Here is a 22,702-nt window from a genome sequence, read left to right as displayed (position 1 = left end):
TATTTATTACTACAACTAGAAATTTCATATTCCAGAGATGCAGGTACATTTAGCAGGATTAAATACCGAACAATTAAAAGCCGTTTTAGAAACAGAAGGATACGTTCGTGTAATAGCAGGAGCAGGCTCTGGAAAGACCAAAACTTTAGTGTCTAGGTATGTTCATTTGGTAAAAGATTTAGGCGTGAACCCATCAAATATTTTGTGTGTGACTTTTACAAACAATGCCTCTCGTGAAATGAGAAATCGGATAAAAGCACAACTTGAAGGGTTAAATCTTTCAGAAGGTTACATAACTACCTATCATGGTTTTTGTGTGAAAGTTCTTCGAGAAGATATTTATAAACTTCAGATTCCCCAAAGTTTTACTATTCTTGATTCTGAAGACCAGAAAACTATTTTAAGACAGATTTACGAAGAGCTAAATATCACTTCAAGGGAATATACATTTAAAGATATTATTCGGAGTATTTCACAGAGAAAGCAGGATATTACATACATTGAAGAGTACTTTAGTGTCAACTCTGTTAATCATTATGAGGATAGCTTAAACTCAAATGATTCATTACAAGAAAAAATCTTCAAAAGATACCTTTTTAAGCAGTTAAGAAACTTTTCATTGGATTTTGATGATTTGATGAACTTCACTATTTATCTGTTCATGAGATACGAGGAGCTATTGAAAAAATGGCAAAAAAGGCTTCAGTATATTCAGGTAGATGAGGTGCAAGATAGTTCGGCTAAACAATTTATGTTTGTTCAACTATTGGCGAATTACCATAAAAATCTTTTCGTAGTTGGAGACCCTGACCAGACAATTTATGAGTGGAGAGGAGCAAAACCTGAGATTTTAGTAAATTTTGACAAAATGTTTAAAGACTCTAAAACAATCATTCTCAATCAAAATTATAGGTCAACTCCTCAAATACTTGCCATAAGTAATTCTATAATAAAACATAATACTATTCGTGTAGTTAAAGAAATGTTTACTCAAAACATGAATGGTAATGAGGTTGTTTATTATCATGCACAAGACAATGTTGAGGAGTCTAATTGGGTTTTGAAAGAAATACTTAGAAGAGTAAAAGAAGAAGGATGTACCTATAATGATTTCACTATACTTTATAGGTCAAGTTTTCTATCAAGGGTTATAGAACAAGAATTGATAAAAAAAAGTATCCCTTACTCAATACACGGAGGAATAAGATTTTTTGAAAGAAAAGAAATCAAAGATATTATTGCTTATTTACGTCTTATAGCCTTCAATGATAATACTGCCTTTCTAAGGATTGTAAATGTTCCTTCAAGAAAGTTGGGTAAAAAGTTTGTAACTGACATTGTACGTCTATCAGAGGAAACAAACCAGCCAATATTTAGTACACTTGAGCAAAACCTTTCCAAGTTCAAGCAAAAGGGTGCAAAAGAATTTGTTGAGCTTATACAAGGGTTACGAAGATTGAAAGCTTCAAAAGGAATTTCAGATTTTGTAAAATACCTTTTTGACAAGTCTGGTCTTTCACTACTTTATCGCAATGATGGAGATTATGAGAGGCTTGAGAATATAGCAGAGTTTCAAAACTCACTCATTACTATTGAAAAGACCTCCGATGAGGTTGTTGAGCTTGAAGATTATCTTCAAGAAATCAGTTTATACAATGAGATGAGTAAAGACGAAGAGCAGAAGCATAATAGAGTAAAATTAATGACAATTCACTCTGCCAAAGGATTAGAATTTAAGAATGTATTTTTAATTGGCTTCACAGACGGCATAATTCCAAGTCAACGCTCTTTAAACGAAAGAGGGGGTAATGCACTGGAGGAGGAACGACGATTGACGTATGTTGCAATGACAAGGGCTATGCAGTCGCTTTACATTACGGATTCGGAGGGATATAATTTTAATGTTGGAACTGATAAATTACCATCACGATTCTTTTTTGAGATAGATAAGCAATGTTATCAATTAAAAGGAATTGTTAATTCTGAAGTATTTAATCAGGGGAATTTTCTTTTCAAAAATAAAAAAAGATTTAACCCTTATAAAAAGATAGATTTACAAATTGGAGATTTTGTTAATCATATTCGATGGAATAAGGGTCAAATCGTAGAAATAGATAAGGATTTAAGAATCTATCAAATTCATTTTCCAGAGTTTAATATAATTCGAAATATTCACTTTGATTTTGATGGGATAGAGCCTTTTAGGTAAAAAAATATCCACAATATCTACATAATTTAGCATCAAGTTTTACGGTTTCAGCACATTTTGAACAGGTCTTTTCTTTTTTCTTAGGTCTATACTCGTAGGTTACCATTAAGCCTCCTCTATTTTTAGTTAAAGAATTATAGAGAATAATTAGAGAGGTTAAGAAGATATAACTAAGAATAAATTCAGCGAAACCCCAACTTATTCCTGAATTTAGTTTTATCCATGTCAGGAAGAAAAAAAACAGAAAATATATTAAGATACACAACCCACAGCCTAAAGGTGTACTTATTTTTTGCTGATTAATTGGGGAATATCCTTCAAATAGCATTTGTGGTACATCTTCTTGGAAGGCTTTAAATGCTGTTTCTTCATTTCCTGTATAATGTTTTACTAAAATAGTTTCCATAGGTTAAACTATATTTTTCATGTAAGAAATATTGCTTCATAAACATAAAAATCATGTAAGATATTCACTTCTAATTTGATACCTTTAGTATTGTTTAGGTTTGATACCATAAATTTCTTTAGCCTCCTCATATAAAGACCTCATTTTCTTTAGAGATTTAACTTGATTACTTGAAATGATTTTATCTTTATAATACCTATCTCCTTTAAATCTAATTTTAGATTGTCCACTTCCTGCCAGTAAATGCCAAATAGTGTCAAGTTGTACATCTTCTTCAGGGCTTTCATCTAAGGTTTCCCAAACATAACCAGAGTCGTTATCTCTATTTACTGTTGAACGTGGCTGATAATCTATTACAGAATCATAAATTTTGAAAGAGTAGCTTTTTACGAATAACCAATCATCTCCAAAGTACTGTATTTTTATCCTAGGCCAGAAATTTGATTCCGTCATACCAAAATAAACAAAAAAACCATTTTTAGTAACATTTATAGGGTTTGAACTATCATAAACCCAGTGAATTTTTTCTATATCATCGTATGTAACTTTGTAGTTTTTTTTAACCTTTTTAATAAAGTCCTTTATTTTTTTTTCTTCTACTTGCTTACTTTTACTCTCATTGTATGCCTCTATAGTATCATTTTTTGATAAAACAGAGTTGTTTATAAGCGCTTGATTATCAATTGCGAGTTGGATATTATCTTTTTTTGTAAGTGTGTTAACATAAGATATAAAGAGCATTATAAGTAAAATTCCAACTCCACCTAAGAGGATTCTGTTTGTGAAAGTATTATCGAGAGAACCAATGTTTAAAATGTTTATTCTCTTTCCTTCTTTATTGGGGTCGATAGTATGATTATGAACATCTTCTTTCTCTCTATTTGTAAATGAAGAAAATGTACCCTTAGAACTAGACAAGTCTTTTTCGAGATTCAGAAATCTAATCTTTGTATTTATAACAGCAACCAACTGTTGAGCCTTTGAATATGGGATATTCTCAAAAAGCTCGATTCTATTGCCAATAGATAATTGTATGAATGCTTCGTGTGAAACTGAATTGACAGTTATATTTTGTATTTCGGAAAATTGAAATTCATAAGCATTTAAGCCTTCTATACTATTATCCTCCACAAACACTGCTCTAACATTGGTCACAATTAACAAACCAATTCTCTTTCTGTAACATACTTTGGATGCTACCTCCATAGGTTCGTTTTGAAAGATTAATTTAGGGAGAGCCTTTATTTCATTGAGAATATCCTTATAATCAGTATCTCCAAGTAGTTGAATAACTCGTTGTTCTAGGCTAGTAAAAGAAGATGGCATAGTTTTAAAGTTTTTGTTGCTAAGTAAAATGCAAATTTTGTTCCAATGATGTGTTGATAATTCTCTGAATTTTTAAATTTCTAAAATAAATATTTAAAAGAATAAAAGTTCTCAGTAATCGACCTTTATTTTGCGTTATTTTGTGATAATTATACAGAATTTGTACCCTATTTGTACCTTTTGTTTGTAAGTAATTGATAATCAATTGGTGTTACTTTCTGTATTGGAAAGTAGGCTTGACTTTTATAAGAAAATTCCATAAAAAATGCCCTTAGATATTTCTGAGGGCATTTTTAGAAGAAATAAAACCTTTACTACTATTTCCTTGAAACCCAAAATCAACATCCAAACCCTTGCAAAAGAACTCAATGTTTCGACAAGTACTGTGTCGAAAGCATTAAACGATAGCTATGAAATTAGTGAAGAAACTAAGCGTAGGGTTTTGGAATTAGCTACCAAATACCAGTATTCGCCCAATCCTCATGCGAGTGGTTTGCGCAATAATAAAAGCAAAACCATTGCTGTTGTTATTCCAGAAGTGGGAAATAGTTTTTTTGCCTCGGTCATTAAGGGTATCGAATCGGTGGCTCGTGTGCAGGGCTATCATGTCCTGATTTATTTGTCCAATGAGAGTTTTGAAAAAGAACGAATGATTCTTGAAAGCTTGCAATTGGGACGAATAGATGGGCTTTTGATGTCGTTGGCACTCGAAACACAAGAGTTTTCTCATATTCAAAATCTCCTTTCTCAAGATATTCCTTTAGTGTTTTTCGATCGTGTTCCACAAGAGATTCAGGCTCATAAGGTTGTAACGAATGAGTTTGAATTGGGCTACAAAGCGGTACAGCATCTGTGGGAAAGTGGTTGCCGACAAATTGGTTATTTGTTGAACGGAACATCAAATTCTACCTTAAATCTGCGACTGCAAGGATTTCTTAAAGCTCTTTCAGAAAAAAATATTACTAATCCCGAAACGCATATTGTCGAGATACCCAAGGGGATTTCGGATGCTACTTTTTTTCAATTATTACAAGACAAATCTTTCGATGGGATTATTGCCTCGGTTGAGGAATTGGTGACGCCTTTGTGGTCTGCCTGCAAATCGGGTGGTCTTGCAATTGCTCAGGAGTTGAAAGTTTTGTCATTCTGCGATTTTCCATTAGCTACAGTGTTGAGTCCAACCCTTACCACAGTAAAGCATCCAGCTACAGAAATGGGCGAAAAAGCCACAGAGCTATTGATTGCACAAATTGAAAAACCAAGGAAAACCTTGAGTTTTCAGTCTATTATGCTTCAATCTGAAATTATCCCTAGAGAATCTACTCAACTTTTTTCGAAAACGATTTCGTAAATAAACCTTTCTACTTTCTAATAAACTCTGTAAAAAATCCAAGAAATTTGAGGTATTGATATACAATCAAAACGCTTTGAATATGGAATACAGAAAATTTGGTCGTACAGGCTGGCAAGTGAGCGAGGTAGGCTACGGTATGTGGGGCATGGCCGGCTGGACAGGTTCGGAAGAACAAGAAGTAAATAATGCTTTGGATAAGTCTATTGAAATGGGCTGTAACTTTTTTGATACGGCATGGGCTTATGGCGATGGTCTGAGTGAAGAGATTTTGAATAAAACACTTAAAAGACATGCTGAGAAAAAGTTATACGTAGCTACTAAAATCCCACCAAAAAATAGAATTTGGCCCTCAAAAGCGCATTTCAATATCGCTGACGTTTTTCCTGCTGACTATATCGTTGAATACACCGAAAAGAGTTTGAAAAATCTTGGTGTTGAGGCTATCGATCTACAGCAATTTCACGTGTGGGAAGACGCTTGGGCACAGCACGACGAATGGAAGGAGGCAATAACCAAATTGACTAAAGAAGGGAAAGTATTGTCTTGGGGCTTGAGTGTCAATCGTTGGGAGCCAAACAATTGTTTGGAGACCTTGAGAACAGATTTGATTGATGCCGTTCAGGTGATTTACAATATTTTTGATCAAAATCCAGAAGATGCTTTGTTACCATTGTGTCGTGAAAAAAACATTGCTGTGATTGCGCGTGTACCATTTGACGAAGGAACATTGACAGGCAATTTGACGAAAGAAACCGTTTTCCCAGCAGATGACTGGCGTTCTACTTATTTTGTTCCTGAAAACCTCAATTCAAGTGTAGACCATGCCGATGCTTTGCGTCCATTGATTCCTGCGGGGATGAGTATGGCCGAAATGGCAATCCGATTTATTTTGAGTAATCCAGATATTTCTACGACGATTCCGGGTATGAGAAAAATCCGTAACGTGGAGTCCAATATGGGCTGTAGCGATGGGAAAGGACTTTCGGAACAACTTTTACAAGAACTGAAAGGACATCGTTGGGATCGCACTCCAACGGAGTGGAGCCAATAGATAGACAGATTATTAAGGCTTTTATACAAAAAAGTACCAAGTGTATCAAACATCATCATAGTGTGCCAAGTGTGGCGTTGATTTAGCATAAAAACAATCTACTGAGTTTCGAAAACAAACCTTGACAAAGCGTGCAATTCGAGGTTGATAAACTCCAAAACTCGGTGGGCTAACAATCAATAACCATGAAAATGATGAAGAAAACACTTGGTGCTTTTGCTTTTATTGCTGCTTTATGTTTTTCATTGACAACCTCAGCCCAATTTGGCGGAGGACCTCCTCAAGGCGGTGGAGGCGGTGGTATGCGTCCTGATTTTGAGGGACGAACACCTGAGCCACCAGACCCAGAAAAAATGGTTGAACAGGAGGTAAAATGGATGAAAAAAAAGCTCAAGCTCAATCCTGATCAAATCGACCGAGTAACAGATATTTCGACGAAATATGCGTTGGCACAAACGGATTTTATGCAAAAACAAATGCGTTCTCGTGCAAAAAAATCTTCTGAAGATGGTCGTCCGTCGGAAAAGGATATGCAGAAAAATAGAGAAATTATGGAAAAACTTATGAAGGATAAAGACCATGAAATGAGTGAAGTGTTAACGGCAGCGCAGTATGAGAAATATCTAAAACGTCGTGAAGATATGCGTAAATCTTCTCAACAAAATCAACAAAGCCGTGGAGGAGGATTTGATGGACCTCCAGGAGGTGGTGGATTCTCAAGAGGTGGTGGATCTTTTTAGTTGAGAGGATAACAGAATTTTAATACAAAAAGGCGTTCGAAAACCAATTTCGAACGCCTTTTTTGATACCATATTCCAAAATGATTTTAGACGTAAAGCATTGCGTATTTACAAATGAAATTCATCTCAAAAACAATCACTCAATCAGGATTGGCTCATGAATAGTCAATATATTTTAAGCGTATTTCTTTTTACTTATATTATTTTTCCCCTAAAAATACCTATTTTGTGAGTACATCTTAAGCCTTACATTCCGATGATTAACCGCCAATATTTTATCAAAGGTATTTTTCTTTTATTCTTTCTGAATTTTTTCGGAATAAGCATGGGTCAGCCAAAGCTCGCACCTATACGTTCCATTTTACTAGACGCTAAAGCTTTGACTGTTCAAGGTGATTATGGAATGAATATCAATGGTCAAGCTTTTCAGAAAGAAGCTTTGGCAACTTATAAAAGCTTTCAATATGGAGGATTTTATAATGCTAATCGCCAGCTTTGTATTTTTAGGAGAAACCTTCGCACTAACAAAACAGGTATTCTTAGTTTTCCATACATCCTGAGTAAAGACGATGCTCATAATACCATTTCATTGGGTTTTTGTCAGAAAGATGGTACGCTTCATATTGCTTTCGACCATCATAATAACACGCTTAACTATATCCGTTCGAAAAAGCATTTATTAGATTTTCCTGAAAAAACATCTTGGAAACAAAGCCAGTTTTTACCGCTTGCGCATCAATTGGATGAAGAAATAGAGGAGGTAAGTTATCCAAGTTTTGTGTCTATGCCCGACGGAAATCTGCAGCTTTTTTACAGAAAAGGCAAAAGCGGCGATGGGCAAACTTGGATGGCAACCTATAACGCAAAACAAACCCAATGGCAAGAACGTCATGCAATTGATAGTCCAGAAGGCTATTTTGAAGATGATATAGATAATAGTCGTTCTCGAAATGCCTACTATAATGGTTGGGATTACGACAAAAATGGAGTGCTTTACACTACATTTACTTGGCGAGAAAAAGCAGATGGAGCAAACCATGATTGGATATATGCATTCAGTAAAGACCAAGGAAAATCGTGGAAAAATAATCGTGGTGAAATAATTGCTCATCAAGACTCAAGTCTATTGATGAATCTAGAATCCAAACACTCGATTATTCGAACCATTAATCGTAAACAGTCTTTGATGAATCAGCAGGCGCAGGCAGTAGACTCAAAGGGACGAATTCATGTAGTGTATTGGAGCAAATTACCGAATAAGCCTTTTAAAGAAGGAGCGTTTTGGGATAGAAAAGCCAGCGGATATTATCATTTATGGCGAGATACCAATGGCAAATGGTACGAAAAACTTATCATTGCTCAGGCTGGCACACGCCCGCAAATTTTGTTTGATGCCAATGACCATTTGTATCTTCTTTACTATCGACAATCAGCTAGCGAGAAAACAACGCATCCTATCTATTTTGAAAAAGGAGAATTGGTGATTCTGAAATCTACGAGTGAGAGTCAATGGAAGAAGTGGAAAATTATTGGCATAGATACTCAGCATCCGAGTATTCTCGAACCAAAGCCAGATGTTTCTTGTTTCCAACAAACTGGAATTATATCCTTAATGCAGCAAGCTCCTCCTACCAAAGCTGGAATGTCTTCTCCTTTGAGCATACTAGAGTACCAAATCAAGCCTTAATGATGCACTATAATTTTAGATTTTGAATTGACTATTTCGGAATAAAGATTACCTTCTTGTCTAGTCCAAGACAAAGTCTTGAACTAGATAAGTCTTATAAATAGCAATTCCCATCCGCAATCAAATAAAGGTTCTTGTCCCAGAGAAATCTTCCCTAAACTCTTTGGGAGTGCAGCTATTCCGAGCCTTAAAAACACGATTGAAATAAGACAGATTATTGAAACCAGTTTGGTAGGATATTTCAGCAATGGTATGCGTTGTATCAATCAGCAAACGAGAGGCGTGCCCAATTCTGATTTCGTTGAGACTATCTACAAAAGTTTTTCCAGTACGTTTTTTGATAAATCTACTAAAAGATACTTCTGTCATTCCGACCAATTTTGCCATTTCTTCGAGTGTAATATTTTTGTCATAATTTGACTGCATATACTCAAACGCTTTTTCGATACGACGACTGTTGTATGACAAAGATTCGTTCGAAAATGAGGTATTTGAGAGCGTTCGCATGTTTCTCGAAATCGACAAATCATGTAAAATTGACATCAGTTCGAGAACAGAATCGAAGCCACTTTTTTGGTGTAAATTCAAAAAGCGATGTTTTAAAGCTTGAGCCGTTTCGAGCGAAAACAAGATACCTTTTGAAGAACGTTCTAAAAGCGTTCTGATAAAACTTAACTGATTTCTTTTCAAGAATTTTTCATCAAATAAATCTCGATGAAATTGGATAGTCACTTCATGAATATCTTCACTTTCGCACTGATGTGTAAACCACGCGTGTGGGAGATTACTCCCAACCAATACCAATTCTAAATCTTCAATATTGTCGGAATGGTCACCAATAATGCGTTTGGCATTTTTGGCATTCATGATAAAGTTTATCTCAAACTCCTCATGCGTATGTAGGGGAAAGTTAAACTCTTTTTTTACCCTTGAGAAAAAGGTAAAGCAATCACTTTGTGTCAATGGAGTAATTTCTCGGATAATATTAGTCATAATTTTAAGGAAAAAGAAAGATTATTTGGATAATAATAGTATCTGTAATAGATAAAAAAGTATTGATAAATGGCTAGCTTTATTGCTAAATAATCTTGTCAAAAATAGATAATAATTTGTGTTTTTTCGTTGATAGTCCTGTTTTTTTTAAGTTTATGTTAGAATAAGTCTATTGTGATTTCTGAAAGAGTAGTTATAATGTTATGATTGGATAAAATAGTACTATATAATTCGTAGTAGAGGTATATAATTTTGTCATGTTAAAATATCAATAATTTATTCTCAGATAATAATGAACATGAAAAAACTACTATTCTTTTGTTTTCTGTTCTTGAGTAGCATTTGGTCTACTTTGGCGCAGGAACAACGAACAGTTTCGGGTAAGGTAACCGATGAGTCTGGTGAGGCATTGCCCGGTGTAACTGTAAGGGTCAAAGATGTCCAGAGTGGAACTGCCACCAATGTCAAGGGTGAGTATGCGATCAAAGTGGCTTCTTCTGGTAAAACCTTAGTGTTTTCGTCTGTTGGATACAAACCTACTGAGGTCGCAATCAATGGTCGTTCTACTATCAATATCTCCTTGATTGCCGACAACAAAAATCTACAAGAAGTCGTGGTGATTGGTTATGGTACTGCCAAGAAAAATGAAGTAACTTCTTCTATTGCTTCGATTGGTGAAAAAGACATCAAGAACTTGCCCGTTCCTGGGGTAGACCAAGCCTTGCAAGGAAAAGTAGCGGGTGTAACGGTAACAAGTAATGGTGGACAGCCAGGTGGTGGTGTGTCGGTGCGTGTGCGTGGTATTACAAGTGTAAATGGTAACGAACCGCTATATGTGATTGATGGTGTGCCAATTTTGAGTGGAAGAAGTAGCGTGTCTCAAGACCAATTGGGCGGTATGGCTGGTCAGTCGGTGCAAAGTCCATTGGCTGCGCTTAACTCGAATGATATTGTATCAATTGATATTTTGAAAGATGCTTCTGCACAGGCGATTTATGGTGCTTTGGCTGCGAATGGTGTGGTTTTGATTACTACGAAAAAAGGAAAAAGTGGTGAGGGTAAAATTTCTTACGATGTATATTACGGAATGCAAGAAGTGCCAAGACGTTTGAAATTGATGGATTTACAACAATATGCCAATTATTTCAACTCTTTAGTTCCTGAAATTCGTAATAGTGGTGCTGGCAATTTGGATACTCTGGGCGAATTCAAAAACCCAAAAGTATTAGGTCGTGGTACCGACTGGCAAGATGCAATTTTCCAAAAAGGATATATTCGTAATCACCAATTAGCGTTTTCGGGTGGTTCAGACAAGACAACGTATTATTTCTCTTTAAATAATTTTGAGCAAACAGGTACGGTTATCGGTTCTAAATTCGAGCGTTTTGCTTTACGTGCCAGTATCGATCAACAAGTAAAGAGCTGGTTGAAGGCGGGTGTTAGCGTGAATTTATCCCGTTCGAATCAACGTATAACATTAACCGATGGTTCTGATGCGGTGATTAGTGTAGGTCTTTATAATAGCCCTGCTTCGCCAGTACGTGGGTTTGATGGACAGTATGCATCAGTAGTATCGATTGGCGGTTCAACTTTCGGGAATCCCAACAACCCTGTAGCTTTGGCCGAAATGCGTAATGTAACAGCTATTCAAACTAAAGCTTTTGGAAATATTTTTGCAGAATTGAATTTTACAAATTACCTCAATTTACGTAACGAATTGAACTATGACTTTACCATGAGTCAAAACTCGGCTTTTCAACCTTATGTGCGCAATGACAACACAGGTTTGATTATTCTTTCGCCAAGTAAATTGATAGAAGACCGTGGTACAAGTTTGTATTGGTCTTTGAAAAACTATTTGACTTTTAATAAAGGTTTTGGAAAACATTGGGTAAATGCAGTCGTAGGTCATGAGGTTTCTGAATCTAACTATGATCAAGTAACAGCTTCTCGCCAAAACTTGACTTTAAATTTACAATCCTTAAATGCTGGGGAAGGTGGTACTACTCAGTCGATTAGTGGTGGCAAATATCCTTGGGCAATGGAATCGTATTTTGGTCGTGTCAACTATACTTACAACAATCGTTACTCTATTAGTGCTTCACTTCGTCGCGATGGTTCAGCTAGTTTTGGACCAAACAAACGTTACGGGTATTTCCCAGCAGCATCGGTTGGTTGGACAGTTTCGGAAGAGACATTTGCTAAAAAATGGGATTTGATTAGCTATCTCAAACTAAGAGCTGGAGTTGGTGCAGTAGGTAATTCGGGTGTAGGAGGAAACAACCTTTATACAACCAATATCCGCTTGTTTTCAACGGCACCTTATGGTGCAGGGGGGATTCCACAAAACGTAGGAAATCCAAACTTGGCTTGGGAGTCAGTGGTGACTTATAACGGTGGAGTAGACCTTTCGATGTTGAATAAACGTGTTGATGTGACATTGGATGTTTACAAAAAAGTATCAACCAATATGTTGTTACAAACACAATTGCCTGTTTCTTCGGGTTTAGGAACGGCTTGGAATGATATTAACTCGCCTTGGACGAATGCTGGTAAAATGACTAACACAGGGATTGATATTGGCGTGACGACTTACAATATTCAGAAAAATGGTTTTTCTTGGAAAACTAACTTCGTATTCTCTCACTACAACAACATCCTGAATGAATTGAATGACGCTTCAGCCTCAATTCGTGGATACAAAGAATATGGAGATGCAGTTTTGGTAACGAATACAATGGTTGGACATCCAGTAGGAACTTTCTATGGTTATGTTACAGATGGATTGTTCCGTACAATGGAAGACTTAAATAAAGATGGTGCAAAACAAGGTTTGGACGTAAAACCAACAGGCACGTGGTTGGGTGATGTACGCTACAAAGATTTGAATGGCGATGGTGTAATTGACTCAAAAGACGTAACGATTATCGGAAATCCTAATCCTGATTTTACTTACGGTATCACAAACACCTTTAATTACAAAGGATTTGATTTCTCGATTTTCTTAAATGGTAGCCAAGGCGGACAGATTTTGAATTACACTCGTCGTTTGACGGAGGGTATGACGAATCCCTACTGGAACCAGTTGTCTACGGTTTTAGATAGATACACTTCTACCAATACCAATGCTACTTTACCTCGTTACAACCAATGGCATAACAACAACTTCCGTGTGTCTGACCGTTTTGTGGAGGATGGTTCTTTCTTACGTATCCAAAATGTTTCGTTTGGCTATAATCTTCCAAAAGACCTAATCAAAAAAGCGAAGTTGACTAATGCTCGCTTGTATGTGTCCATGCAAAACTTGTACACTTTTACCAAGTACACAGGCTATGACCCAGAACTTGGTTCGTTCAATAACAATATTCGCTATATGAACGTAGACGATGGTCACTATCCGAACCCTCGTACTTTCACCATAGGAGGTAATTTCGAGTTCTAGTAAGAGTTAAAATGTTGGATGATTTGTATAGAAAAGCGTGGCTTTTTCTTTGATAAAATCATTCAAGACTCAGAATCCTTGAATTTTAATTTTGAATTTTCAGATGAAAAAAAATATAATCGCATTATTATTAGCCGCTTCTGGACTGGTGTCTTCGTGTAAAGAAGACTTTTTGGACAGACCTTCGCAAAATGGGCCAACTTTGGACACCTATTACACTACGGCGGCACAAGTAAATGCAGCAACAGGTTTGTTGTATAATACAATTTGGTACGAATGGCAAGACAAGGCCTATCATGCGATTGGTGAGGTATTGAGTGGGAATATGTACACAGGTGACCCCAAATACAACTCATTTGCCAATTTTACGGTACAATCAACCGACGAACAGGTGTCTCGTTCTTGGTATGCGTTTTATAAAGTGGCAGGTAATGCAACGGTTTTGATTCAAACTTTCGAACAGAAAAAAACTCAAGTTGCCGACCCTAGCTTTTTGACTCAAGGAGTAGCCGAAGCTCGTTTTATGCGTGGAATGGCGTATTTCTATTTGGCTCGTGTATTTGGCGATGTGCCTATTATTTCTGATCCAGTGGCATTAGCCAATTCTGGAGACTACAAAGTACCTCGTTATTTGCAAAAAGATGTGCTACGTTTTGTGGTAGAAGACTTGCAATATGCCGAACAATATCTTCCTGATGCTTCTTATCAAGCAGGGCGTGTGACCAAACATGCAGCAAAAGGGATGTTGTCAAAAGTGTATTTGTATATGAAGGATTATGCCAACGCCAAAGCAAAAGCAACGGAAGTAATGAGTTCTCAAAAATACAGCCTTGTGTCGGATTATGGTGCAATGTTCACTAGCTCAAAAATGAATAATAACCCTGAGTCGTTGGTGGCTTTACAGTGGTTGGCAGCAGGGGGATATTCTATTGGTAACCCTATCCAAGCGTATGTTGGTCCAGCGCCATTATTAAAGCCTACAACAGGCGCAGGTTGGTCGGCTATTATTCCTTCAATAGATGTACTAAATTCTTATGAATCAGGAGATAAAAGACGTAGATGGTCAGTAATGGAACACGGATTTACTCGTACAGATTGGACAAATGTAAACTTCCCGAATGGTTTTAAATATGACACTACTTGGACAAGTAGCACCGACGATGCGACTAAAATCAAAACACCAACTCGTTCAAATGCGCTAAAATATATCGTAGGACCAGGTTCGAATGGAGAAAATGTCAACGGGACATCTACGGACATTTGTACCTATTTGCTACGCTATGCAGATGTCTTATTGATTTATGCTGAGGCAACTATAGGAACAGGTACAAGCACAACAGATGCTTCTGCTTTGGAGGCTTTTAACAAAGTACATACCCGTGCAGGTTTGTCACCAGTAACCTCTTTGACCAAAGATCAATTGTTGAAGGAACGCCGTGTCGAATTTGCTTTTGAAGGAGATTATTGGTTTGATATTCAACGTCAAGGTTTTGATAAAGCCAAACAAATGTTGGCTAGCCAAGAGCGTGGAACTTACAACGGCAATGGAACCATCAACAGTATGAGAGTGTCTATTTCTTCTGCCTCTCAACTGTATTTGCCTGTTCCACAAGCAGAAACGGTTTCGAATCCAAAATTATTAGAACCAGCAATTCCTTATTATAAGTAATAGCGGAAAGGGTAAGGCAAGAATAAAGTCTTGATTACCCGCTTGACAAATACTAAAAATCTTTTTTGATATGAAAAATACATTCTTCAAAATAGCTACAGCACTCTTTGTTACAGGGACGGTATGGTTGTCGTCTTGTACAAGCGACGATGCCGTAAATGCTGTGCCTGTGGCTGATAAATTAGCTCCTGATTCGGCTTCGGGAGGCTCGGTACTGACCTTAACAGGTTCGGGATTGGGCGAAATGAGAACGATTGTTTTTGATAATGGTAACGTTCCTGCTGGACTCAATCCTGCATTTAATACCGACAATGCCATTGTTTTTCGTGTACCAGATACGGCTTTTGGGGGTACTCAAAAAATTATTTTTACCAACAAATACGGTAAATCTGTAGCTGTTCCTTTCAAGGTAATTGCTTTGCCAATCGTAACCGAGTTGTCAAATACCGATTTTACTAAAGGTACACAGGTTACGGTAAAAGGAAATAACCTCAACGATGTAACGAAAGTATTGTTGGCAGGCTCAACAGCAGAAGCAAAGGTGATTTCCAAGACCAAAAAACAAATGGTGATTGAAATGCCTGCTTCTTCTTCGACACGTTCTAAACTTACGATTACAAACTCGTCTGGTACCATTACTACCCAACAAGAGTTGGTGAGTGTCGATAATAACTATGGTTTCTTCAAAGATAACTTTGCAGATGGTCTCGACAACTGGTCATGGGGTGGCGACTTTACGGCTTCTACCAAAAATGTTTGGACAGGTACTCGTTCACTAGAGGCAGCATATAATGGCTCTTGGGGTGGTTTATCTCTTCATTCAAGTGCAGGTATTAGCACAGCAGGAGTAAACTATTTGACATTCTGGGCAAAAGGAGCTGATATAGACCGTCAGGTTTCTATCAAAGTAAACTGGGCGACCGACAAAGTAGTAACGATTCCTGCCAATGTTTGGACTTACTTCAAGATTCCAGCTACAGGGTTTTTGACAATGCCAGTAATCAATGACTTCGTTTTCCAAATTCATGACGATGGCAAAACGATTTATTTCGATAATATTCTTTTGGTAAAATAAGCTTAAACTTATCTTTATTCAAATAGTAAAGCCACCTCAGTTTTGGGGTGGCTTTTATGGTTAAATAACTTATTTGGTTTTATGAATTTAAGAAGGTTCAAATATGCTACCAAAAATACTTTTTTAGTTTAGGATTAGTTCTGCCAATATTTGTTTTATATCTAAATGTTTTGCGTCTTTAATTTTCTTCGCAAGTTCTGCAACCAAGTCTATCCAATCAAACAATTTCGTTTGTTCAGTCGTACAGGTTTGCCAATACTCAGAAAGTTCAGAGGCAGATGTTTGCGTAATTGTTTCAATAATGCTTGGCATATTTTCAAACAAGTTCAAAAAGATTCTTGGTACTTTTTTATATACTTTCTCTCCAATTACACAATCCTGTTTTCCTCCTGCTGTAAATAAGTCTCTAACATTAGGACAAACAACGGCTTCACTAGTTATGAACCAAATGGCTAATCTTCCAAACTTATCATTACTATTTCCAAATAGTTCAGGAAAGTAAGCCATTGCACGATTTTTTAAGTCATGCTTTTCTTTTGAGGATAAGTTATTCCAAATTTTTATGACAATACTGCTTGGTTTACTGTTGTTTTCTGCATCCATCCACCAAAGTTCTTCTCCAGGTTTCAGTTTACTTTTGTAGTAATCAACTATTGGTCTTATCGGATTTACCTCTTTGCGCAAAGTATCGTATGGAATTTTGATTTTGTCAAAAATTGTTTTTCCTTGCTCTAAATTCATATCTATCAAATAGCGAGGGGAATGAGTAACCACAATTTCGGATAATACTTCTTCATAAGGACGACATCGAAATTCGATTGGACTTGCTAATTTGGCAAATAACATGAAAATTCGCTCAACATTATCCACTCTAGTACTTTCTAAAACGCTATTTCCTGTAGTCTTCCAATGGTTTTGTGTAGTGGTCTTTACTTCAATGCCGTAATATTTTTTCGCAATAATATCTGGAAACTTTTGTCCTCCAATTAATTCTATTGAATTTTCAAAAACAGTTCCGACAGCTAAGTCCGTCATTACATCTCTTACGTACGGCTCAAGATTTCTTCCTGAAAGTGTAGCTACATTTTTTGATGAATTTTTAGCATGCAGATTCAACTCGTCAATTGTTGAGCTGAGTAAAATATCAAATTCGTTTCTGTTGGGGTCTGAGTTTACGGAAATTATCATTTCTACTTCTTAAAATATAAGCTCCAAACTTCTTCAATTCTTTTAGCTAAATTGTAAGCCAAAAGTGGTGGAACTGCATTGCCAATAATTTTATATGCTTGTGATGGGCTGACCAAAAATGAACCTTTTCTTCCATTTTTGTTTTCAATTACAAAATCATAATCAGGGGGGAACGTTTGTATTAATGCACATTCTCTTATAGTCAACCTTCTTTCCTTTAACCCTTTGTCTAATTCACTTTCAATTTGCCCTCCGTTCTCTTTTGATAGTCGTCTAAACTCTATATTTCCGTGATGTTCAGAACGAATAGTTGGTGCAATATTTGAAAGCTTTATCTCTGTTTGTCCTTGACAATGTTTTCCCATAAATTTTGCTTTCGAGTAAAACCTTTGAGATAAATCCTCTGTATTTTCAGGCTCTTCTAAATGTTTAAATACATCATTTAATTGAACAAAAAGCTTTAACTTTTCCCCTTTCTTAGTGTACGAATGGGTTGGTTTTGGATAAGGGTTGTATTGATCTGAAATTGTTTCTTTTTCCAATTCAGCCAAAGCTGATTTCTTTAGCTCCGATTTTTTAATGCCAATAAAAATTACTCGTTCTCTTGACTGAGGAACGCCAAAATCAGCAGAATGTAAAACCTGTGGGTCGAGTACGATATATCCATTTCCGTTGGCTGATGAAAAATCACTTTGAATAATTGATTTTACATCGCCGAGATTTACTAAACCTTTTACATTTTCGGCTATGAAAATTTTTGGTTGTGTTATCTCGATTACTTCTTTCATCCACATGTAGAGCTGTCCACGAGTCTCAGCGGAAGCCGTTTTGTCTTCAATTAGTTCTCCTTTATGGTTTTTATGTGAGTTAAAGCCATTTCGTTTTCCCGCTACGCTAAAATCCTGACAAGGAAAACCTCCTGTTACTACGTCAATATCTTTCGGGAAAACGTTAACTCCATTTCGGTACATTTTTACCAAATCAACAATGCTTTCCTTATAAAAATCTTCTGGATTATGTCCTCTTTTTGAAAAGTAGTTTACCCAGGCATTTCTAGCATCAGTTAAAATATCATTTGCAAAAACAGTTTTGAATTTTGTCTTTTTGAGTTGAATGAAATCGTTTCCTAATTTCTTGTCGATAAAATGAGGTGTTAAAAGTTCATTGATTGACTGTTGTAAAACAGAAAACCCACCTTCAAATCCCAAGTCCATACCACCACAACCTGAAAAGAGTGAAAGTACATTTAATGTGTCTTTTTCGTTGTTAATGTTTGGTTTCAACAAAGATTTATGATTATATAAGATGTCTAATTGATGTTCCTGAACTAAATTTAATTCTACATCTAAAGTTTCTGTCCGCATAAGTTAATTTTTTGTAAGGTTAGACTTTAGGTATTTTATCTTTTGCTCTGCTACTTTTAAAACTTTACTTGCACAGTCTTCGTTCGCTATTTCGTACGCAATTTTCTCGCTCATAAATTGAACTAATAAATCCTCTTTGTCAAGCTTAAGTATTTCCGCAAGCTTTATGATATTGTTTCTTGTTGGTGTTCGCTCATTCCGCTCAATTTTGCTCAAAATCGCTTGGTCAATATCGAGATATGATGCCACTTGACGAAGCAACAAGCCTAAACTTTCTCTTTTTGCTCTTATGATTTGTCCAACTGTTTCCATGTGAATAATTTTACTTGACATAATTTGTCAAATGTAATTTGTCATTTCAAATTATACAAATTTCGTAATTGTTTTATTGTGAATTGAAAAATTCAAGCTTTTTATTTTTTGATGGCTCAGTGTAATTAAAGAGCTAAATGTGCTTGAATATACGAATGCGTTGATTAGGGGAGAGTAGAAAACAAAATAGACTAAATATATTAATAGAATATATTTAGTCTATTTTGTTTTCTAAAAGTGTTAAAAAGGTATTATTCCAAATCTCTTTATTTTTACACCTAATAATCAAATATAAAAATCAAAAATTACTATTTATGCGCTTAAATTATCTCATTCAATCTCCTTTTGCTATCCTGAATTGTTTTTTCAGTGTTATAGATTGATAAAATTGTATTATATATTGGTTCTATTTGAAGTGTAATTTTGTATTAGTCAAGGAACGAAAATAAAGCAATTTTTTAACGAAGTTAAAAGCCTTATTTTTCCGAAATACTGAATACAATATAAGTACCCTAGTGGAATAAGAAGGGAGATGAAGATCTATTGCTAATTTCATCTATTTCGATTCCGTATGTCAAAATGAACCCTTTCAGAATATCAATCTATAGCAACCGAAAAAAATGGTTAATGCAGTAATGTTGGGCATGTATTCCTTCAAAAGGCTGTAACTTGCCCAATCATTCTTCACTCAACTTAAATTTTAGTTTATGTACAAGCGTTTATTTTTTTTGATTGGAACATTAACCATCCATTTTTCGGGAATTAGCCAATCGGCGCCCATTGATGCTAAGGCTACTCTAGCGACTCGCCATCTCTACCAACAACTTTGGAAATTACGTCAGAAAGGTATCATGTTTGGTCAGCAAGACGCTCTGGCTTATGGGCTCAACGCCGATAAAACTCGCTGGATAGGCGATGCTAATCGCTCGGATGTGAAAACAGTTACAGGGGATTTTCCTGCGGTAATAGGCTATGATTTAGGAAAAATTGAATTTGACTCTGTACGCAATCTCGATGGTGTGCCTTTCGGCAAAATCCGTCAGGATATTCAAAATACACATCAACGAGGAGGACTCAATACGATTTCTTGGCATTTGAATAATCCTACTGACCCCAATAAAACGTCTTGGGACAAGGCAGACTCTACGATTGCCAAAATCTTCTCAGACCCAAAGGCTTTACAAACGTATAATTCTTGGTTGGATAAAGTTGCCAACTTTTTGGCTTCATTGAAAGATACCAAAGGACAGCCTATTCCTGTGCTTTTCAGACCATTTCATGAGCATACAGGTTCGTGGTTTTGGTGGGGTGCTGGCTTTTGTTCGCCAGAACAATACAAAAAGGTATGGAGATATACGGTTTCGTATTTGAAAGATACCAAAGGTTTACATCATTTGTTGTATGCCTATTCGACCGACAGATTTGAATCTGAAGCTCATTATTTGGAACGTTATCCTGGCGATGACGCGGTAGATTTGATAGGCTTTGACTATTATCATCGTGATGCGCCTAAGTCTAATGATGAGTTCAAAAAGCAGTTATCTCGTATGGTTCATACGTTGGAAGAAATAGCTGACAAAAAACATAAATTAACGGCTATAACAGAGATGGGACTTGAACAAATTACGGTCGATAACTGGTGGACATCCATCGTTTGGGAGACGATAAAGGATTCCCATTTAAGTTATATGTTGGTTTGGAGAAACGGTCGCCCCGACCATTTTTATAGCCCGTATCAAGGACATACGAGCGCCCCTGATTTTATCAAATTTTACAACTTACCTCAGACCTTATTTAGTAAAGACGTGAAGGTTTTGAAATAGTATTTTCACCAGAACAAAGTGTTTAGTTGATATTCTTATAAAATCTTTTCCTATCCCTTTAAATAGAGCGTGGCTTACAAAAGCCATGCTCAAAGAATCAAAAAACGAGAATGAAATTACAGTTAATCGATATACTTATATTACTTACTTACCTCTTAACCATGATATTCATTGGCTTTTATATGAAAAATAAAGCCAAGAAAAATAAAGATAGTTATTTGATGGGAGGGAAGTCCTTGCCTTGGTATATGCTCGGTTTGAGCGATGCCTCCGATATGTTTGATATCAGCGGGACAATGTGGATGGTGAGTTTATGTTTTGTGTATGGTCTCAAAAGTATCTGGATTCCTTGGCTTTGGCCTTCGTTCAATCAGGTGTTTATGATGATGTTTTTGAGCAAATGGCTTAGAAGAAGCAATGCCAACACTGGAGCCGAATGGCTCACTACCAGATTCGGTTCAGAGGGAAAAGGGGTACAAGCATCCCAAATCATTGTCATTGCTTTTGCTCTTATTAGTTGCTTTGGTTTTTTAGCGTATGGGTTTGTAGGGTTAGGAAAATTTGTTGAAATCTTTATTCCCTGGGAAGTTGTACAGCCTTATATTCCTTTTCAGGTTCCAGCGCAGTATATTCCTCATTTTTATGGTGTTGTATTCACTATTATTGCCACCTTCTATTCAGTTTTGGGAGGTATGCACAGCATAGTATTGGGCGATGTAATTAAATATGGCATTATGACTTTGGCTTGTTTGGCGATTGCTTTTATTGCGATGGACCATTTGCAAGGTCAAACCCTCCATTTGCCTCAAGGCTGGAGAACGCCATTTTTTGGCTGGGAACTTGGATTAGATTGGAAGCCTATTTTGCCCGAAGTACACCAAAAAATAGAATCGGATGGATATGGTATTTTCGGAATATTTTTCTCTATGATGTTGCTTAAAGGCGTTTTTGCTTCGTTGGCAGGTCCAGCGCCCAATTATGATATGCAAAAGATTTTGAGTACCCGAAGCCCAAAAGAGGCGAGTAAAATGACGGGCTTTGTCAGTATCATTTTATTGCCTATCCGCTATTCGATGATTATTGGCTTGACGGTTTTGGCACTTTTATATTATGCTCAACTCAATGTAAAGGACGCTTCTGGAAATTATGATTTTGAATTACTATTACCAGGAACAATCAATGCCTTTATGCCTGCTGGAATTTTAGGATTGGTAATCACGGGTTTGATGGGTGCTTTTATGGGAACTTTTAGCGGTACCCTCAATGCAGCTCAAGCCTATATTGTCAATGACATTTACCTCAAATATATTAATCCAGAAGCAAGTACTCGCAAGACCATTCAGATGAATTACTTAGTGGGCTTGGTGGTAGTGGTTATTGGTATTTTACAGGGTTTTATGGCAAAAAGTGTCAATGACATTTTGCAGTGGATTGTCGGAGGATTGTATGGAGGGTATGTAGCAGCTAATTGTCTAAAATGGTATTGGTGGCGTTTCAACGCCAACGGTTTCTTTTGGGGAATGGCAGCAGGAATTTTTGCAGCCTTATTGATGCCTTATTTTACCACAGGTTTACCATTGTATTGGTGGCCATTGTTATTTGTAATTTCCTTAACAGCGTCTATTTTAGGAACATTGGCAGCGCCACCAACAGACGCTAGAGTTTTGAAGAAATTTTATACAACTGTAAAACCTTGGGGATTTTGGCAACCTGTTCTGGAGGCTGTAAAGGCAGAGAATCCAGCTTTTGAAGCAAATAAAAACTTCAAAAAGGATGCCTTCAATGTGGTTTTGGGCATTATATCTCAGCTATGTCTTACTCTTTTGCCTATGTATTGGGTTTTGGGAATGCATCAGGCATTAGTCATTGATGTGGGCATTATGTTGGTGGTAAGTTTTATCTTAAAACGAACATGGTGGGATAAGTTAGAAGATTAACCCGTAGAGACGTTGCATGCAACATCTACAAAAGAATTGGAAATAACGAAAATTAATCGAAGTGAGATGGGAAACTACCTCTAATAACCGATCTACAATTAGCGAATAACATTTTACGAATGTGCT

Annotated in this window: 16 protein-coding genes; 10 read left to right on the top strand and 6 right to left on the bottom strand. The window is 36.5% G+C overall.

What is annotated here, in order from left to right:
- The first annotated feature begins 37 nt into the window (after positions 1-37).
- Positions 38-2,209: an ATP-dependent helicase gene (locus QM491_RS01340; protein WP_283325456.1), complete on the top strand. Its 2,172-nt coding sequence runs from the start codon at positions 38-40 to the stop codon at positions 2,207-2,209.
- Here QM491_RS01340 and QM491_RS01335 read toward each other — a convergent pair.
- A complete protein-coding gene (locus QM491_RS01335) occupies positions 2,202-2,615 on the bottom strand; it encodes a zinc ribbon domain-containing protein (RefSeq protein WP_283325455.1) in 414 nt (137 codons plus the stop codon). The genes QM491_RS01340 and QM491_RS01335 overlap by 8 nt on opposite strands.
- Positions 2,616-2,699: 84 nt before the next feature.
- Entirely contained in the window at positions 2,700-3,941 is a 1,242-nt protein-coding gene (locus QM491_RS01330; RefSeq protein WP_283325454.1) for a hypothetical protein, read from the bottom strand.
- A 265-nt stretch (positions 3,942-4,206) separates the two neighbouring features.
- On the opposite strand from QM491_RS01330, the gene QM491_RS01325 reads away from it, so the two are divergent.
- The 4 genes from QM491_RS01325 (at position 4,207) to QM491_RS01310 (ending at position 8,773) form a co-directional block, all read left to right on the top strand.
- Positions 4,207-5,292 (top strand): LacI family DNA-binding transcriptional regulator, encoded by a 1,086-nt coding sequence (locus QM491_RS01325; RefSeq protein WP_283325453.1) that lies wholly within the window; start codon positions 4,207-4,209, stop codon positions 5,290-5,292.
- An 82-nt stretch (positions 5,293-5,374) separates the two neighbouring features.
- Entirely contained in the window at positions 5,375-6,346 is a 972-nt protein-coding gene (locus QM491_RS01320) for an aldo/keto reductase (RefSeq protein ID WP_283325452.1), read from the top strand.
- Between the two features lie 191 nt (positions 6,347-6,537).
- Positions 6,538-7,086, top strand: a complete 549-nt coding sequence (locus QM491_RS01315; RefSeq protein WP_283325451.1) for a DUF4890 domain-containing protein — start codon at positions 6,538-6,540, stop codon at positions 7,084-7,086.
- Between the two features lie 325 nt (positions 7,087-7,411).
- A complete protein-coding gene (locus QM491_RS01310; RefSeq protein ID WP_283325450.1) occupies positions 7,412-8,773 on the top strand; it encodes a BNR repeat-containing protein in 1,362 nt (453 codons plus the stop codon).
- Between the two features lie 120 nt (positions 8,774-8,893).
- Here QM491_RS01310 and QM491_RS01305 read toward each other — a convergent pair whose 3' ends face one another.
- Positions 8,894-9,766: a helix-turn-helix domain-containing protein gene (locus tag QM491_RS01305; protein WP_283325449.1), complete on the bottom strand. Its 873-nt coding sequence runs from the start codon at positions 9,764-9,766 to the stop codon at positions 8,894-8,896.
- Between the two features lie 298 nt (positions 9,767-10,064).
- Here QM491_RS01305 and QM491_RS01300 point away from each other — a divergent pair, with 298 nt between their 5' ends.
- From QM491_RS01300 to QM491_RS01290, 3 genes are all read left to right on the top strand, one after another.
- Positions 10,065-13,208, top strand: coding sequence for a SusC/RagA family TonB-linked outer membrane protein (locus QM491_RS01300; protein WP_283325448.1), 3,144 nt, complete (start codon positions 10,065-10,067; stop codon positions 13,206-13,208).
- 103 nt (positions 13,209-13,311) lie between these two features.
- Positions 13,312-14,877 (top strand): RagB/SusD family nutrient uptake outer membrane protein, encoded by a 1,566-nt coding sequence (locus QM491_RS01295; protein ID WP_283325447.1) that lies wholly within the window; start codon positions 13,312-13,314, stop codon positions 14,875-14,877.
- A 70-nt stretch (positions 14,878-14,947) separates the two neighbouring features.
- Positions 14,948-15,952, top strand: coding sequence for an IPT/TIG domain-containing protein (locus QM491_RS01290; protein ID WP_166549541.1), 1,005 nt, complete (start codon positions 14,948-14,950; stop codon positions 15,950-15,952).
- A gap of 123 nt (positions 15,953-16,075) precedes the next feature.
- Here QM491_RS01290 and QM491_RS01285 read toward each other — a convergent pair whose 3' ends face one another.
- The 3 genes from QM491_RS01285 to QM491_RS01275 all read right to left on the bottom strand — a co-directional run bounded on the left by QM491_RS01285 (position 16,076) and on the right by QM491_RS01275 (position 18,837).
- Positions 16,076-17,068 carry a hypothetical protein gene (locus QM491_RS01285; RefSeq protein WP_283325446.1) on the bottom strand — a complete coding sequence of 331 codons (993 nt, stop codon included), beginning with the start codon at positions 17,066-17,068 and terminating at the stop codon, positions 16,076-16,078.
- Positions 17,069-17,142: 74 nt separating this feature from the next.
- On the bottom strand, positions 17,143-18,504 hold the full coding sequence (locus QM491_RS01280) for a DNA cytosine methyltransferase (RefSeq protein ID WP_283325445.1): 1,362 nt from the start codon (positions 18,502-18,504) through the stop codon (positions 17,143-17,145).
- Positions 18,505-18,507: 3 nt separating this feature from the next.
- Positions 18,508-18,837 carry a helix-turn-helix domain-containing protein gene (locus tag QM491_RS01275; protein WP_283325444.1) on the bottom strand — a complete coding sequence of 110 codons (330 nt, stop codon included), beginning with the start codon at positions 18,835-18,837 and terminating at the stop codon, positions 18,508-18,510.
- A 686-nt stretch (positions 18,838-19,523) separates the two neighbouring features.
- Between QM491_RS01275 and QM491_RS01270 the strand changes: the two genes are divergently transcribed.
- Both QM491_RS01270 and QM491_RS01265 read left to right on the top strand, forming a co-directional pair.
- Complete coding sequence (locus tag QM491_RS01270) at positions 19,524-20,639, top strand: glycoside hydrolase family 26 protein (RefSeq protein WP_283325443.1); 1,116 nt, start codon at positions 19,524-19,526, stop codon at positions 20,637-20,639.
- A 182-nt stretch (positions 20,640-20,821) separates the two neighbouring features.
- Entirely contained in the window at positions 20,822-22,576 is a 1,755-nt protein-coding gene (locus QM491_RS01265) for a sodium:solute symporter family protein (RefSeq protein ID WP_283325442.1), read from the top strand.
- Positions 22,577-22,702: the final 126 nt, after the last annotated feature.

It is taken from the genome of Flectobacillus longus, from assembly GCF_030056705.1.
Classification (GTDB): domain Bacteria; phylum Bacteroidota; class Bacteroidia; order Cytophagales; family Spirosomataceae; genus Flectobacillus; species Flectobacillus longus.
The sequence above is the reverse complement of the archived record's forward strand: the minus strand, read 5'-3'. Positions and strand labels throughout refer to the sequence as shown.

Coding starts and splice junctions, on each gene's coding strand:
- QM491_RS01340 (WP_283325456.1), top strand. CDS start 38: ATGCAGGTACATTTAGCAGGATTAAATACCGAACAATTAAAAGCCGTT.
- QM491_RS01335 (WP_283325455.1), bottom strand. CDS start 2,615: ATGGAAACTATTTTAGTAAAACATTATACAGGAAATGAAGAAACAGCA.
- QM491_RS01330 (WP_283325454.1), bottom strand. CDS start 3,941: ATGCCATCTTCTTTTACTAGCCTAGAACAACGAGTTATTCAACTACTT.
- QM491_RS01325 (WP_283325453.1), top strand. CDS start 4,207: ATGCCCTTAGATATTTCTGAGGGCATTTTTAGAAGAAATAAAACCTTT.
- QM491_RS01320 (WP_283325452.1), top strand. CDS start 5,375: ATGGAATACAGAAAATTTGGTCGTACAGGCTGGCAAGTGAGCGAGGTA.
- QM491_RS01315 (WP_283325451.1), top strand. CDS start 6,538: ATGATGAAGAAAACACTTGGTGCTTTTGCTTTTATTGCTGCTTTATGT.
- QM491_RS01310 (WP_283325450.1), top strand. CDS start 7,412: ATGGGTCAGCCAAAGCTCGCACCTATACGTTCCATTTTACTAGACGCT.
- QM491_RS01305 (WP_283325449.1), bottom strand. CDS start 9,766: ATGACTAATATTATCCGAGAAATTACTCCATTGACACAAAGTGATTGC.
- QM491_RS01300 (WP_283325448.1), top strand. CDS start 10,065: ATGAAAAAACTACTATTCTTTTGTTTTCTGTTCTTGAGTAGCATTTGG.
- QM491_RS01295 (WP_283325447.1), top strand. CDS start 13,312: ATGAAAAAAAATATAATCGCATTATTATTAGCCGCTTCTGGACTGGTG.
- QM491_RS01290 (WP_166549541.1), top strand. CDS start 14,948: ATGAAAAATACATTCTTCAAAATAGCTACAGCACTCTTTGTTACAGGG.
- QM491_RS01280 (WP_283325445.1), bottom strand. CDS start 18,504: ATGCGGACAGAAACTTTAGATGTAGAATTAAATTTAGTTCAGGAACAT.
- QM491_RS01275 (WP_283325444.1), bottom strand. CDS start 18,837: ATGTCAAGTAAAATTATTCACATGGAAACAGTTGGACAAATCATAAGA.
- QM491_RS01270 (WP_283325443.1), top strand. CDS start 19,524: ATGTACAAGCGTTTATTTTTTTTGATTGGAACATTAACCATCCATTTT.
- QM491_RS01265 (WP_283325442.1), top strand. CDS start 20,822: ATGAAAAATAAAGCCAAGAAAAATAAAGATAGTTATTTGATGGGAGGG.